General features: G+C 37.9%; 15 protein-coding genes. All 15 read right to left on the reverse strand.

Going from position 1 to position 14,302, the window contains the following annotated elements; translation table 11 throughout:
* Window position 1 precedes the first annotated feature (1 nt).
* Window positions 2-1,174: a chorismate synthase gene (gene aroC, locus J2S08_RS10140; protein ID WP_307229164.1), complete on the reverse strand. Its 1,173-nt coding sequence runs from the start codon at window positions 1,172-1,174 to the stop codon at window positions 2-4.
* Window positions 1,175-1,343: 169 nt separating this feature from the next.
* Complete coding sequence (locus J2S08_RS10145; protein ID WP_307229166.1) at window positions 1,344-2,117, reverse strand: CheR family methyltransferase; 774 nt, start codon at window positions 2,115-2,117, stop codon at window positions 1,344-1,346.
* Window positions 2,118-2,828: 711 nt separating this feature from the next.
* Window positions 2,829-3,275 carry a nucleoside-diphosphate kinase gene (gene ndk / locus J2S08_RS10150; RefSeq protein WP_307229168.1) on the reverse strand — a complete coding sequence of 149 codons (447 nt, stop codon included), beginning with the start codon at window positions 3,273-3,275 and terminating at the stop codon, window positions 2,829-2,831.
* 110 nt (window positions 3,276-3,385) lie between these two features.
* Window positions 3,386-4,348, reverse strand: coding sequence for a heptaprenyl diphosphate synthase component II (gene hepT / locus J2S08_RS10155; RefSeq protein ID WP_307229169.1), 963 nt, complete (start codon window positions 4,346-4,348; stop codon window positions 3,386-3,388).
* Between the two features lie 17 nt (window positions 4,349-4,365).
* Window positions 4,366-5,076, reverse strand: coding sequence for a demethylmenaquinone methyltransferase (locus tag J2S08_RS10160; RefSeq protein ID WP_307229171.1), 711 nt, complete (start codon window positions 5,074-5,076; stop codon window positions 4,366-4,368).
* 2 nt (window positions 5,077-5,078) lie between these two features.
* The gene (locus J2S08_RS10165; protein ID WP_307229173.1) at window positions 5,079-5,897 is read right to left on the reverse strand and encodes a heptaprenyl diphosphate synthase component 1; all 819 of its coding nucleotides are present in this window, start codon (window positions 5,895-5,897) and stop codon (window positions 5,079-5,081) included.
* 20 nt (window positions 5,898-5,917) lie between these two features.
* The gene (locus tag J2S08_RS10170) at window positions 5,918-6,157 is read right to left on the reverse strand and encodes a hypothetical protein (protein ID WP_307229175.1); all 240 of its coding nucleotides are present in this window, start codon (window positions 6,155-6,157) and stop codon (window positions 5,918-5,920) included.
* 23 nt (window positions 6,158-6,180) lie between these two features.
* On the reverse strand, window positions 6,181-6,747 hold the full coding sequence (gene folE, locus J2S08_RS10175) for a GTP cyclohydrolase I FolE (RefSeq protein ID WP_307229177.1): 567 nt from the start codon (window positions 6,745-6,747) through the stop codon (window positions 6,181-6,183).
* A 278-nt stretch (window positions 6,748-7,025) separates the two neighbouring features.
* Complete coding sequence (locus J2S08_RS10180) at window positions 7,026-7,298, reverse strand: HU family DNA-binding protein (protein ID WP_307229179.1); 273 nt, start codon at window positions 7,296-7,298, stop codon at window positions 7,026-7,028.
* Window positions 7,299-7,557: 259 nt separating this feature from the next.
* The gene (gene spoIVA, locus J2S08_RS10185; protein WP_307229181.1) at window positions 7,558-9,036 is read right to left on the reverse strand and encodes a stage IV sporulation protein A; all 1,479 of its coding nucleotides are present in this window, start codon (window positions 9,034-9,036) and stop codon (window positions 7,558-7,560) included.
* A gap of 451 nt (window positions 9,037-9,487) precedes the next feature.
* Complete coding sequence (locus J2S08_RS10190; protein ID WP_307229183.1) at window positions 9,488-10,216, reverse strand: hypothetical protein; 729 nt, start codon at window positions 10,214-10,216, stop codon at window positions 9,488-9,490.
* A 99-nt stretch (window positions 10,217-10,315) separates the two neighbouring features.
* Window positions 10,316-10,516, reverse strand: a complete 201-nt coding sequence (locus J2S08_RS10195) for a DUF2768 domain-containing protein (RefSeq protein ID WP_307229185.1) — start codon at window positions 10,514-10,516, stop codon at window positions 10,316-10,318.
* A 188-nt stretch (window positions 10,517-10,704) separates the two neighbouring features.
* Window positions 10,705-11,763: an NAD(P)H-dependent glycerol-3-phosphate dehydrogenase gene (locus tag J2S08_RS10200; RefSeq protein WP_307229188.1), complete on the reverse strand. Its 1,059-nt coding sequence runs from the start codon at window positions 11,761-11,763 to the stop codon at window positions 10,705-10,707.
* A gap of 45 nt (window positions 11,764-11,808) precedes the next feature.
* A complete protein-coding gene (gene der, locus J2S08_RS10205) occupies window positions 11,809-13,119 on the reverse strand; it encodes a ribosome biogenesis GTPase Der (protein WP_307229197.1) in 1,311 nt (436 codons plus the stop codon).
* Between the two features lie 245 nt (window positions 13,120-13,364).
* Window positions 13,365-13,973, reverse strand: coding sequence for a YphA family membrane protein (locus J2S08_RS10210; protein WP_307229190.1), 609 nt, complete (start codon window positions 13,971-13,973; stop codon window positions 13,365-13,367).
* Window positions 13,974-14,302: the final 329 nt, after the last annotated feature.

Genomic DNA, 14,302 nt, shown 5'->3' on the forward strand with positions numbered 1-14,302 from the left:
CTTAAAACTTCCCTGCATATTCGCGATATTCATCAATAGTTGCTTTTAGCGTTTCTAAGCGGTCACTGTAGAACTGTTCGACGATTGCAGCAGCTAGTTCCCAAGCTACTGCTGCCTCCGCAACAACACTAGCAGCTGGTACAGCACAGCTATCTGACCTTTCGATACTTGCAGTAAACGCTTCTTTAGAATCTATATCCACACTCTTTAATGGTTTATACAAAGTAGGGATTGGCTTCATGACACCACGGATGATGATTGGCATGCCGTTTGACATTCCTCCCTCTAATCCACCTAAACGATTCGTACTGCGTTCGTATCCGTTATCTTTATTCCAAACAATTTCATCATGTACTTCACTGCCTGGTTTTCGTGCCATTTCAAAGCCTAAACCAAATTCGACTCCTTTAAATGCATTAATACTAACGATTGCCCGTGCAAGCTTCGCATCTAATTTGCGATCATAATGGACATAGCTTCCTACTCCTGGCGGCATTCCTTCTACAATAACTTCTACAATCCCACCAATAGAGTCGCCATTTTTCTTTGCAAGATCGATCGCGTCCATCATTTTTTGTCCTGCTTCATCATCCAAACATCTGACAGGCGACTGTTCTGTTATTTGCTGTATTTCTTTAATGGATGGATAGGTATCGACTTTTGATTGCACGCCACCGATTTCAGTAACATGGCCTGCAATTTCAATTCCCAATAATTTAAGCAGTTTTTTGGCAACAGCTCCTGCAGCCACTCTAACTGTTGTTTCTCTTGCGGAAGAACGCTCAAGCACATTCCTCATATCGCGATGCCCATATTTCATGCCCCCGATTAAATCTGCATGACCTGGACGAGGACGAGTGACCTTCCTTTTTATCTCTTCCTCTGCTTCTTCGGCAATTGGTTCGATTCCCATAATTTTTGTCCAATGTTTCCAGTCGTTATTTACAACTGCAAGTGTAACCGGTGATCCAAGTGTATATCCATGTCGAACACCGCTTAATATGTTGGCCTGATCTTTCTCAATTTGCATTCTTCGGCCCCGGCCATGGCCTTTTTGTCGTCTAGCAAGCTCGATATTTATATCCTCAGCTATTAATGGCATTCCAGCTGGCAAACCCTCAATAATGGTCGTTAGTTGTGGGCCATGCGACTCTCCTGCTGTTAAGTATCTCATTTTGCCTCCCCCTTCAGTACTTTAAAGGATTTATGTAACACTATAACATAATTTCTTTTTTGGTTCATCGTTTATCTGACAAAAAAATCTTTTCTCTTCTAATTTTCATTAGTATGGAAAAGAGAAAGAAACCAGGTTAACAACTTAAGCGGTCCCTTTCTCCATTTTTTTACATCTTTCTATAAAAAAAAGTATCTTCTGTTTCAAATCCATAGACAGTTGGATTAAAAATTTGTTCTGTACTTCCTACAAATAATACACCACCTGAAGTCAGGGCGCTACTAAATTTATGATAAATTTCTTCCTTTGCCTCTTCTGTAAAATAAATAAGCACATTTCGACAAACGATTAAATCATAACCCGAACCGTATGAATCAGCCAACAAATTATGCTTTCGGAAAGTGACCGTCTTCTGAATGTTTTCATCTACTTTAAAAAAGTCGCCATCTTTTGTGAAATACTTTTTCTTTATTTCCAATGGCACTTCATTTAGAGACCGTTCAGGATATACGCCCAGCTTCGCTCTTTGTATTGCTTTTTCATCGATATCTGTCGCTAAAATTGAAATTGCTGATAATGGCATAAAATGAGATAAGATCATAGCAATCGTATATGGTTCTTCACCCGTTGAAGATGCTGCACTCCAAATTTTCAACTTTTTTTTGGTCGTTAAAAGACGAGGAAGCACTTTTTTCTCTAACACATCCCATCTTTTCGCATTGCGATAAAACTCGGAAACATTAATCGTCATTCTATCTAAGAATTCATTCATTAATTGTGCATCTTTATTTATTGCTTGAAAAAAGTCCATGAAGGAATGAAAACCTTTTTTCTCATATAAGGAAGTGAGCCTTCGTTTCATCTGTGCTTCTTTATAGAAGGCCAAGTCAATTCCCGTTTTCTGTTTTATTTTTAACGTAAATTGTTCATAATCTTGATTCATTTCCGTTCCTCCATCTACCAATAATAAATGATTAAGTGAAACTTCCATTAGTGGGGGTTCTCTCATCCCCTACTAAGGCTAAGATCGCGCGCGTCCTCGAAATCTTTCGTGCGATATCTCACTGCTGAGACCCGAGCCAATCGGACATTTGATTTTCAGTTATTCCACACCTAGCGTTTCTGATTCCTCTTACTCCCCGAGGTGGGGGACTTGACTCGCTAGTTAGATGTGGGATAAATAGTGAAAAAACTTACTCAAATCAATTACAAAAAAATTCTCGGAAAAAAGTGTATTTGCTTCTTTGAGGGATGACAGAAATCCTTCTCCATTTGGACTCACAATTTATATATATTAAGTATAACGAAAGTAGGAAAAGAATGCTTGAAAAAAATGATCAAATAGACCCAATGAGAGGATTTTTAATGATGATGAGGGTATTTCACAAAGAAGGAACATCTAAGCTAATTCTCAAGCTTTTCGATTTGGCGAAATAGACGAAAAAGTGCTTCTCAACCGAGAAGAGGTAGCCTTATTAATTTCAATATGGAAAGCGCTTAAATTTGGATATAGCAACTTATAAGTTTTCCTTCTAAATATGAATGATGGAATCCATACCCCCGCTTCCTGCTCTCTTTGTTATGGTTTGGATAAATATACGTGCGCCCATGCTGGGCGCACGTAAAAAAATGTCTGCATTTGCAGACATTTTTCTTAATAAATCCATTGATTGTTTAATTTTGAATAATCAACAAGTTCGTCGGTTTTAAAGAACAGCCCAATTTCTCTTTCAGCGCTTTCTAGTGAATCTGAACCGTGGATAATATTTTTTCCAACTGTCACTCCAAAATCCCCTCTTACTGTGCCAGTTGCAGCATCTTTCGGGTTTGTTGCCCCCATCATTTGACGAGCAGTACTAATCACGTTTTCACCTTGCCAAACCATCGCAAAAACAGGGCCAGATGTAATGAAATCAACTAGTTCTCCAAAGAAAGGACGTTCTTTATGTTCTGCATAATGCTTTTCAGCTAGTGCAGTTGGAATCGCCATCAATTTTGCTCCGACGAGCTGAAAACCTTTTTTTTCAAAACGGGAGACAATCTCTCCAATTAATTCTCTTTGTACGCCATCTGGCTTTACCATCAAAAAAGTTTTCTCCATTTTCAACCACTCCTACTATATCTATCTAAAGTTTGCCATTAATCCACCGAGAATATTACCACTTATTTTAATATTTGGCAATGAATATCATACTGCTCTTTTTTAGAATGCTAGTATTTACGTTTCCCGATATAATTTGCAATATCAATAAGTGACTTTTTTTCTCGCCTGTCTGGTAAAGTTTGTAAAGCAAGCAATGCTTTCTGTAAATATCGTTGACTTATTTGATGGGATTTTTCAATGGCTCCCGTTTCTTTAATCAACTTAATAATATGAGTCATTTCTTCTTTTGTTGTTTTTTCATGCACCTGTTCGATTACACATTTAACAGCAGGAGTTCTCATCGCAAATAAAGCGGGCAATGTGATATTTCCTTGCAATAAGTCATCGCCAGCCGGCTTTCCCAACTCTTTTTCTGTCGATGTAAAATCAAGAATATCGTCCGTAATTTGATAAGATAGACCAACATAATAACCGAATTCAAATAATTTTTTATGTATGTTTGCGCTTGCCCCTGCTGCGATTGCCCCGAGTTGACAGCTTACGGCAATTAATAACGCTGTTTTCCTTTTTATTCTTCGCAAATAATCACGATAATGTTGATCGAATCGATACTTATCTTTAATTTGTTCAATTTCTCCAATACAAACCTCTACAATCGTACTAGATAAAATCTTGTGTGCTGTTGGATTCTCAATTTTTGTTATATATTCTAAAGAACGAGCAAAAATATAGTCTCCTGCATACATCGCTATTTTGTTGTCCCATTTCGCCTTAATTGTTGGTTGGCCGCGGCGAAGCTCGGAATCATCAATAACATCATCGTGTACTAAAGAAGCCATATGAATGAGTTCTAATGCCACCGCAACTTGTTTGATTACTTGAATATTATAGTCGCCAAATTTAGCGGCTAAGAGGACAAAAACTGGACGAATTCTTTTTCCCCCAGCTTGAAGTAAATGCTGCGACGCTTCTTCCAATAGCCTTGATTCCGATTCAGTAGCTGCTTTTAATTCCTTTTCTATTAAATCAATATCCGCCTTTAAATACGAATACATTCTTTTTAGTTTCATCATCATATCCACCCAGCCTAGTGTTGTTTCTTCTTCATCCCAATATGTGTGGCCGCAGCACCACCACTATACGATTTGTAGCGAACTTGCTGAAATCCAACGGCTTCAAACATGCCAGCCAACTCTTTCATGTCTGGGAATTCGCGTGCAGATTCTTGCAGCCATGAATATTCATTATAGCTTTTAGCAAAGAGCTTCCCAAAAATCGGCATAATAAAACGAAAATAAAAATAAAAAAGCTGGCGATATCCTATTAAAGTTGGTTGAGATGTTTCTAAACAAACAGCCATCCCCCCCGGTTTTAATACACGGTGCATTTCTTTTAGCACATGCATATAATCAGGCACATTTCGAAGTCCAAAACCGATCGTTACATAATCGAAGGTATTATCGTCAAAAGGTATATCCATGGCATTTCCTTGGATTAATTCTACTTGCTGCAGCCCTAATTGGTGCACCTTTTGTTTTCCCACCTCAAGCATGTTGCTGCTAAAATCGAGTCCAATTACTTTGCCTTCAGCGCCGACAGTTTCAGCTAAAGCAATCGTCCAATCAGCTGTCCCGCAACAGACATCTAAAGCAGATGCCCCCTCTTTAACAGACATCCTGTTCATCGTATCTTTTCGCCATTTTATATGTTGTTGAAAGCTGATGACAGCGTTCATCTTATCGTAATCAGTTGAAATCTTTTCAAATACGTTATGTACACGTTCCTCTTTCGATGGCATATTTATCCCTCTTCTACGTAGAGTTTCGTTCTTCCTACATGCCGATCATCAAGCAATTCAGAAACTCGATTCACCAGTAATAGATGTGGAAGGGGTATATGTCTCATGGCTTCATCCACTCTGGTTTTAGCATGTTTAATATACTGTTCGCAGATATCCAGCAGCCGTTTTTGATCCCATGGCTCTTCCTTCCTTGGTCTTGGCAATGCATGTACGGCAAATTTTTTAAACGCTTCAAATAGGATGGACGTTTCCCCTCTCATAAAAAGTGTTTTTTCGGTCTGCAATCTTTTTAAAAATAGCATTTCTTTTCCTAGCAGGTAGGTTGTTGAAGCATTAAAAAACAAACAAAATTGACGTAGTATTGCAGATTCTATTTCCTGCAGACTGTGAAAAAAACAATCCAAATCTTTACTTTGAAGCTGATAGACAGCAACCTTGTGCTCATTAACAGCTTTAATGCCTTTCGCTAGCGTGCGAATCAAAGGGATATTTTCTGTTTCGGCTAAAATTTTATAATAAAGTCCACTAAAATAGTCGCCTGCTAAAACAGTAAGCTGGCGTTGCTTTAATATCCCATGATGATTCGACACTTGCTCATGAGTATCAAGGGCAATATTAACAAACATGGCTGTTGCAATTAAGGTTTCAGCATCTTTCTTTGAAACCTCTTGCTCATTCAGACTATTAATGAATAACAGGATCAAATCCTCATCTATAATAGGAGCTTTGATAAACTTGTTTATATAGTCATGAGAGATTTTCTGTTTGATGATTTTCTTAATTGAGCTAATTTGCTGTCTGCTTGCTTGCAAAGTCATGACCCTTAATCCCCATTTCTTTATTTATTACTCTTTGTTGTATCAAACAGTGTCGCAACCTTATCCATCGCCTGAAAAACCGGCAAGCATGAGCAAAGTTTTTCAGGCAATACCGACAAATGAATGTCGATTTTTTTTGATAGCGGCTTCTTGAATAAACGATAAAAGAGCATAGTGAACATTATAACATTAATTATCGTTGTTATCTGCATTTCTCGTTTTTTTCTATCAATATTCTTAATAATCTTGCTGGTATTCATTCTCTTCTATCTCATCATACAAATTAAGCTTTAATAAATGCAAGCACTTCTGATCGCATCAGATGATTATCTGACAATATTCCTCTAACAGCAGTAGTAACTGTTTTGGCGCCTGGCTTTTTAACGCCTCTCATAGTCATACACATATGTTCAGCTTCTACAACAACCATTGTGCCGTGCGGATCTAATTTTTCCATGATTGTATCTGCAATTACTGACGTAATCCGTTCTTGTAGTTGAGGACGGCGTGAAACCGCTTCAACAGCTCGAGCTAATTTACTAAGGCCTGTTACTCTTCCATTTCTCGGAATGTAGGCAACATGTGCCTTTCCGAAAAAAGGAACAAGGTGATGCTCACACATCGAGAAAAATGGAATGTCCTTTACTAAGACAAGCTCTTCATGTTCTTCACCAAAAATTGTTTCAAAATATTCCCCAGGATCTTGCTTTAATCCAGAAAAAACTTCTTCATACATTTTGGCGACACGTTTAGGAGTATCCACTAAGCCTTCGCGATTTGGGTCCTCTCCTATTGCTTCTAAAATTAAGCGCACCGCTTGTTCTATTTGTATGCGATTCACTTCTAACATCCTACTTCCTCCTAATCATGTCTCATGTCTTGCTGAATTTAACTCAGCCCCTAAGACTGTTGATGAAATCGTGGTTTATTTTATAGAAGCTTATAAATATAACATTTTTTCGTTAAGCATGTTATTTTTCATATACTCTATTATCAGATGTAGGGTCTCATTACTTTTTATATAAAAAAAAGATAATAACATTTCTAATCTTAGCACATGTACTATTAGTGGGCAAAAGAAGAGGACTGCCTGATTGAGACAGTCCTCCCATACGCTAAAAGTATGTACTACTTTACAGCGTCTTTAAGCGCCTTACCTGGTTTAAATGCAGGTACCTTGCTAGCTGCGATATCAATTTCTTCTCCAGTTTGCGGGTTGCGTCCTTTTCTTGCAGCACGCTCGCGAACTTCGAAGTTGCCAAAACCAATTAGTTGTACTTTATCTCCATTTGATAGGGCTTTTTGAATTGTATCAAAAACAGCATCAACTGCTTTTGTTGCATCCTTCTTAGATAGTTCAGTTGCCTCAGCAACACCATTAATTAGGTCTGTCTTGTTCATGCCATTCACCTCCTCCCAAAGAAAGTGTGGTTACTTAACCTATTTCCGTTATTAACATTTGTAAACATTTCTGTCGGTTTCTATACATTTGAACTCAAAAATAGGCATGAAATGCAGAAAAACATTGTCTTAACAGCATTTCTGTTTAAAAGATTATCATATTAAAATTCGCTTAGCAAGATTAATTCATGATTTATTCATAAGTTTTCTATTGTTCGCGAAAAAAAAATGCCAAGCACCTCTATGCTTGGCATTTTTTCTACAGAATAATTGCAATTAACCCACCCGATCCTTCGTTAATAATTCGTTCCAGCGTCTCCTTTAGCTTATATCTAGCGTTTTCTGGCATCAACGCTAGTTTTGCCTGGATGCCTTCGCGAACAATGGAGCTCAAACTTCTACCGAATATATCAGAATTCCAAATTGACAGCGGATCATCTTCGAAATCTTGCATCAAATAGCGAACGAGCTCTTCACTTTGTTTTTCTGTTCCAATGATTGGAGCAAACTCTGACTCGACATCGACCTTGATCATGTGAATAGATGGAGCAACAGCCCGCAGTCTAACACCGAATCGAGCCCCTTGGCGTATGATTTCAGGCTCATCAAGACTCATATCTTCCAATGATGGTGCGGCAATGCCATATCCCGTTTGCCTCACCATTTTAATTGCATCTGAAATGTGATCATATTCTCCTTTTGCGTGTGCAAATTCTTGCATCAGCTCTAGTAAATGATCCTTGCCCCGAATTTCAACCCCAACAATTTCTTTTAAGACTTGATCATATAGTTCGTCAGGAGCGTGGAGATCTATTTCTGCAATTCCTTGCCCCATGTCAACACCAGCTAACCCTGCATCTTCGATAAAATCAAAATCATTAAAATGATGAACTACACGGTCGACATCACGAAGTCTTTTAATATCTTTTACTGTTTCCTTTACTGCATCTTGATAATGAACTTGCAGCCAATGATTTTCGCGGAGAACCATCACCCAGCTCGGCAAATTGACATTCACCTCAACGACTGGAAATTCGTAGAGAGCTTCCCGCAGTACATTAAGTACATCCGCTTCCCGCATATTTTCCACAGACATTGCTAAAACAGGAATATCATATTTTTCAGTTAATTCATTACGAAGCATTTCTGTTTCGGAATGATGAGGCCGCGCAGAATTAATTACTACGATAAATGGCTTGCCTACTTCCTTTAATTCAGCAATTACTCTTTCCTCTGCCTCTACATAATCCTGGCGAGGAATCTCTCCAATTGTTCCATCCGTTGTCACAACAACTCCTAAAACCGAATGTTCTTGAATCACTTTTCTCGTTCCTATTTCAGCCGCTTCATGAAAAGAAATAGGTTCTTCATACCAAGGAGTATGAATCATTCGTGGTCCGTTTTCATCTTCATATCCCTTAGCTCCTGGCACTGTATAACCTACACAGTCCACGAGACGAACATTCACTTCTAAGCCTTCGTCCACTTGAACAGTAGCAGCTTGATTTGGGACGAATTTAGGTTCGGTCGTCATAATTGTTTTGCCGGCCGCACTTTGCGGTAGTTCATCCTGTGCTCTTACCCGCTCTCCCTCATTGCTAATATTAGGCAATACGACGAGTTCCATGAACTTTTTAATAAAAGTTGATTTACCAGTGCGGACTGCACCAACAACTCCTAAATAAATATCGCCGCCTGTTCTCTCGGCAATATCTTTAAAAATATCCACCTTCTCCAATGCATACCCTCCCATCATTAAGTTCCTCGGGCACATCATCCGTAAATGATTGGACAATATATGTTATGATGTTGTCCTATTCCGTTATGCCACAAAATTTTATTCATTCATACAAATTTTAAAGTGAAACTTTCATTAGCAGGTGTTTTCATTCGTCCTTGACTAATGAGAAGTAGAACAAAGTCTTGGGTCATCGTTGTTCACTTTTTTCTTCGTGCGATGAATATATAGTGAAGCGTTCCTTATTTGTTGCAGCGTCTCCTTGCAGCCGACATCTTATTTTAGTCAGCCTTAAAACCAATCTAAATTGTGACTAGTTGAAAATTTTCTCATCTAAAAAAGCACTTTATTTTCAGTCATGTGAAATAAAAAAGCAATCTATTTGATTGGAGACGTTTTAATTAAAAAAACGCTTCTTCTATAAGTATATTTAATAGAAGAAGCGTTATGCTTATTTAGTCATAAAGACAGGCTCATTTTTTTCATCTATTGTATACGGCAAAGAATAAGCAGGAACAAAGAACGAATTATCTGTCAAGATTGGTCGAATATCATCACCAGGCTGATAGGAATAGTTCTTTTCTTGTAAAGTTAGATAAAGATCGCTGCTATAGTCCACTTGCACTTCACCAGAACCCGTTATTAATAACGGCAGGTGATGGTTCGTATATGGAGAAACAACATAAGGCTCCTCTTCATAGCCAAGACGCGAGTAGTCTAATGTATAGACATTATTGGCTACCTGTTCCTTAAATGGAGGATACCCTTGCGTATGAAGACGCAATCTTAATTCACGAATCTCCTCAGTTATTCTTAAATCTAATAATTTTACTTTCGGCTCTGTTTCGACATCAATTAAAACATATTGAAAGGGGCCGCCATTTTCATATGCGTTCCCTGGGTAATCCGGCAAATAGGCGGGGACAAGTTTTTGAAAATCAATTACGTACTTCATGTAGATAGACGTATCATTATCTTTCGTCTTAATGGGAAGGATGCCGCCTTTGTCTTTTTGAAATGCCTCAACAGCTGTTTGGACTGACAAAATCTGTGTTTCATATGGAATCTGATTTTCTACTCTTTTCTCTTGAGGATACAAACAACCGCTTAATAAGCTAACAATAATCATAAACAAAAAAGTAAAAAAAGTCCGTCTTAATGTATGTTTTTTCCTTGCCATCTATTAAAATTCCTTTCTAAACAGTCATACAATCTAATCTAATAAGCAACAGACTTCCGCTAGACAATTCCATCTCTTCTCGTCGCTGCCTGCTTAGTTTTAGCTTGTGGGGCCAGAAAAAACGATATAAATCATCATTACACTTCCAGAAATCAAACATATATAAGCTATAAATGTTGTAAAAAATTTTAAGACTCGATTTTTAAGCTTAAATCTACTGACATAAATCGTTACAAAGGCAATAAACAATAGGGCCATTCCTAAGATGGAAACCCACATATTGAACATGGATAAAGACATTTAAAAACCCCCAATCTGTCTATTGTTCATGCCTATTAATAGGCAACAATATTATAGCATATGAAAAGAAGATAAGTAATTTGTTCTGTTTTGTTCTCACATAAATACATCGCTATTTAATAGCGGCAACAACCCCCATCAAAGTCAGTCTCTTCTCATCAGAATCCAGCAAAGACGCTGGATTGATGTTAAGAACTGCAATCTGTAAATGCTTGCCGCAAATCCATTAAATCTTCCATTTCATGCGTTTTAATTCTGCCCATGAGTTGATCTACAGCGTCTTTTGGATGTGTGTCTTTGAATAAGATATGATAGAGTGCATCTGTAATTGGCATTGTTGCGCCATATTTCTTACTGAGCTGGTAGGCAGCCTTTGTTGTCCGAACGCCTTCTACTACCATGCCCATACTATTCAACACTTCATCAAGCGTTTTTCCTTTACCAAGCATATTCCCCGCCCGCCAATTTCGCGAATGTACACTTGTGCAAGTAACAATTAGATCTCCAATTCCAGTAAGACCTGAAAAAGTAAAAGGATTAGCTCCCATTTTTATTCCGAGTCGTGCAATTTCGGCTAGTCCACGTGTCATGAGTGCTGCTTTTGCATTATCCCCATAACCAATCCCATCTGAAACTCCTGCAGCTAATGCAATGATATTTTTCAAAGCGCCCCCAATTTCCACTCCGACAATATCAGGATTCGTGTAGACTCGAAAATGCTGATTCATAAATATATCCTGGATCGCCTCGGCAGCCTCTCTGTTTTTTGAAGCTACAGTTACTGTAGTTGGATGTCTCAGACTCACTTCTTCAGCGTGGCTGGGTCCGGACAGCACAACAATATCTTTCAGTAATTCTAAAGGCATTGTCTCCTCAATCATTTCCGAAATCCGCAAATGCGTGTCTGGTTCAATGCCTTTACTAACATGGACAACTGTTAAAGGGGTTTGTTGAACAGCAGCAATGTTGGCTGTTACTTCACGAATCGCTTTTGTCGGAACTGCAAGCACAATTGTATCAATTCCCTCTAATGATTTCTCTAAAGCATGATAGCCTTTGATCGTTTTTGGCAATGAAATGCCTGGCAAGTAGTGTTCATTGGTATGATTATTATTTATTTCCTCTATTTGGTCCTTTTTATGTCCCCATAGACGTACATCATGCCCGTTATCTGCTAGTACGATCGCTAATGCTGTTCCCCAGCTTCCAGCTCCGATAACAGTTAAGGTTTTTTTTTGCTTCGTCAACTATTTCACCTGCTTTATTTATCATCAAAATCTCATTACAAACATTTAGCTTCTTTTTCTAGCAATAATACGAATAGGAGTGCCTTCAAACATAAAAGCATCTCGTATTCGATTTTCTAAAAACCTTTGATAGGAAAAATGCATCAGCTCGGTATCATTGACAAAAATGACAAACGTAGGCGGCTTCACTGCTACCTGTGTAGCGTAATAAATGCGCAACCGTCTTCCACGGTCAGTTGGTGTAGGATTCATGGCGACCGCATCTTGAATTACTTCATTTAATACACTTGATTGTATCCGCATTGCATGATTTTCACTAACAGTATTAATGACAGGCAAGAGTGTCTTCAATCTTTTTTTTGTCACTGCAGATAAAAACACGATTGGTGCATAGCTTAAAAATTGAAAATGATCACGAATCTGCTCTTCAAATAATTTCATTGTTCTATCATCTTTTTCAATCGTATCCCACTTATTAACGACAATAATCACAGCACGGCCAGCTTCATCGGCATAGCCGGCTATCTTCTTATCCTGTTCTCTTATTCCTTCTTCAGCGTTTAATACAACAAGTACAACATCTGAACGTTCAATCGCTCTTAACGCTCGAAGTACACTATATTTCTCTGTACTCTCATATACTTTTCCTTTTTTTCTCATTCCAGCGGTATCAATAATCACATATTCCTTTTCTCCATATGTATAAGGTGAATCAATTGCATCTCTTGTTGTGCCGGCAATATCACTAACGATGACACGCTCTTCCCCCAAAATAGCATTCACCAACGAAGACTTCCCAACATTTGGACGTCCAATTAGACAAAACTTAATAACATCTTCGTTATAATCAATTGCCTCTTCATTCGGAAAATGTTTTACTGCTTCATCAAGCAGGTCGCCTAAACCTAGTCCATGTGCACCTGAAATTGGAAATGGTTCGCCAAAGCCCAAAGCATAAAAATCATAAATCTGATCACGCATTTCTGGATTGTCTACTTTATTAACAGCCAAGACAACGGGCTTTTTAGATCTATATAATATTTTTGCCACCTGCTCATCTGCTGTTGTTACTCCTTCACGGCCATTTGTGATAAAGATGATCACATCTGCTTCTTCAATTGCTATTTCCGCTTGTTGTCGAATTTGTTCCAAGAATGGTTCATCACCAATATCAATTCCACCAGTATCGATGAGATTAAATTCATGAGTCAACCATTCGGCAGAGCTATAAATTCTATCTCTCGTTACTCCTGGAATATCTTCAACAATCGAGATTCGTTCTCCTACTATACGGTTAAAAATCGTCGATTTCCCTACATTCGGTCTCCCGACAATTGCAATTACCGGTTTTGTCATCATCCTTCACCTGCTACTTTATCTGAATTTGCTTTTGTTTACTGATTTTTAAATATTTTATGATGAGAATATTTATATGATGTGATTAGCATCCCTAAGTGATTTATTAAAAAATGCGAATCAAATAGAAAAACCCTTTTAGAGAAAAGGGGAAGCTCTTTCATTTTAACAGTTATTTTTTCTGCAAGCAATTTTATGCTGTATTCATTGCCGAAAACAGCGAAATAGCATGATTATTTTTTAAGTTAATGCCTCATGCCCTTCATGTTGTTTAATGTTATTTTTTGTAAAATGATGCGTGGAAGTCTCCGAAAAAAATAAAAACTGAGGAAAGGAAAACTTGAAATCATAAGCGTATCTAAAAATTCTGGGGATCCTGCTAAATAAGGCATTCCCCATTTTGATAAAATCATTGCAAAAAGGATTTCGCCATGAATCATTCCAGCAGTCATCATACTAAGTTGAGAAAATATATCCTTGTTTTCTAATAGCCAAATAAGCAAAAACATATAAGCGCATATAAGGATGCGGCGATCTAGCATCAACCAGACGGGATCAATGATTTCAAACAATAAAAAGCCTGTATATCCTAGTGAAACAATGCAAATCGAAATGAAGTTATACAATCTTTTTCTTATATCAAAGCGCGAAATGGCTAAATAAGCAAGGAGTAAAAGCACAACTGCTGTCAATTGGATTTTTAAAAATAAAATAGAAAAAGTAAAAGGAACAAATATGATGAGCAATAAAGAAAAAATCGCTAGAAATAAACGAGGCTGCGTTTGTTTTGGCAATAAAAAAGTTGCTATGATCCAGACAGCCCACATACACCATAAAAAAATAGTTCCAGCCATTATATTTCACCTCCCATTTTTCAAGTATAGGAGGATTTTCGTTTATTTAATCATCTGCTTCGAAAAATTTTACCGCTTAGCATAGTCGAGGGAAATTTTGATGGGATAAATATAGCATTTATCTAGTTTGTTCGGGCGCAACGAAGAAAACTTTAGCGATACATCGTTCGAAAAACAGTCCACTCAAGTACTACGAGAACATGGTTGTTTTAGTTTGGAACTTTTTGTATGAGTATAGAGTAGAGTAACCTCTTTCGAGGTTACTCCCTCATCAAACCGTACGTGCCCTACTAAGGCATACGGCTTACCCATGTGTTACTTGTTATGAT

Source organism: Bacillus chungangensis (assembly GCF_030812995.1).
GTDB classification, from domain to species: Bacteria; Bacillota; Bacilli; order Bacillales; family Bacillaceae_C; genus Bacillus_CF; species Bacillus_CF chungangensis.